Below are 1,246 nucleotides of genomic sequence, written 5' to 3'. Positions count from 1 at the left end.
GTTATTGACGGCTGCTGATTCTCTCTGTGCCCCCGCGCCGGTCTTCCGCGCTCGCGGTGACCAGCCTGGCGGGGCTCACCCTGCCCGCGCTGCGCTCGGATGCCCCGTGGGCGTTCCTGCGCCTGGCCGGAGGCGAGCTGCTGGTGCTCGGAGCGGCGGTCGGGCTGGCGGTCGGCCTGTCGCGCAGTCCGACGCCGGTGCCCGAGATCGCGGTGGAGCCGGATCCGCTGGTGGAGCTGCTGGGTTTCGACCAGCCCGGCCCGGTCACCGCGGCCCGGCTCCTCACCGACCCGTTGCCGGACATGGTGTTCCCGGTGGTCGTCGTGGCCGGCATCCTCACCTATCTGGCCGGGGTGCGCCGGCTGCGCCGGGCCGGGTCCGCCTGGCCGGCGAGCCGCACGGTGTCGTGGGTGGGCGGAATGCTGCTGCTGGGCGCGATGACCGGCCTGGGGGTGGCCCGGTACGGGTACGTGCTGATGAGCGCCCACCTGGTGCAGCACGTCGTGCTGGCCACGGTCGTGCCGATCCTGCTGATCGCTGGCGCCCCGGTCACCTTGGCTCTGCGGGCCTTGCGCCGTCCCGCGGATCCACAGGTACGCGGCCCGCGGGAGTGGCTGCGGCTCCTGCTGGACAGCCGGTTCCTGCGGTTCCTGAGTCGTCCGCCGGTCGCCCTGGCCGGCTACGTCCTCAGCCTGTACGGGCTGTACCTCACCGGTCTGCTCGGCAGGCTGATGCGCTACCACCTCGGGCACCTGGCGATGCTGGTGTCCTTCGTGGTCGCCGGCCTCCTGCTGTTCCGGGTGCTGCTCGGGGCGGGCCGTCGGCGCGTTCATCCGGCCGGGCTGATCGTGGTCCACCTCCTGGCCGTGGCAGCGCAAGTTCACCTCGGCCTCATCCTGCTCAGGTCAACCTCGTTGGTCGCCGCGGACTGGTACACCGCCGTGCATCCCGCGTGGGCGCCGTCGCTGCTCGCCGACCAGCGCCTCGGGGCCGGGCTGTGGTGGGCGTTCGGGGCGCTGCCGGCCGCGGTCGTTCTGCTGGTGCTCGTCCGGCAATGGATCCGTGGAGATCACGGTGCCGGGAACTTCTCGCCGGAAGATCCCGACCAATCCTGTGCGAACCCCAACAAGGAACGGATACCATGTCAAACCCCCTGAACCGCGGCTCTCGCCGTACCCTTGCGGCTGCCCTGCTCGCCGGCGCCCTGACCACCCTCGGCCTGGCCGGCTGCGGCGGCAGCGACGCC

The 1,246-nt window shown here is 72.3% G+C and carries 1 protein-coding gene; it reads left to right on the top strand.

Annotated elements, in window-relative coordinates; genetic code table 11:
• The first annotated feature begins 56 nt into the window (after window positions 1-56).
• Window positions 57-1,157, top strand: coding sequence for a cytochrome c oxidase assembly protein (locus tag AB0C29_RS47640; protein WP_360834888.1), 1,101 nt, complete (start codon window positions 57-59; stop codon window positions 1,155-1,157).
• The last annotated feature ends 89 nt before the right edge of the window (window positions 1,158-1,246 follow it).

The organism is Actinoplanes sp. NPDC048791, assembly GCF_040650095.1.
GTDB lineage: Bacteria > Actinomycetota > Actinomycetes > Mycobacteriales > Micromonosporaceae > Actinoplanes.
The sequence above is the reverse complement of the archived record's forward strand: the minus strand, read 5'-3'. Positions and strand labels throughout refer to the sequence as shown.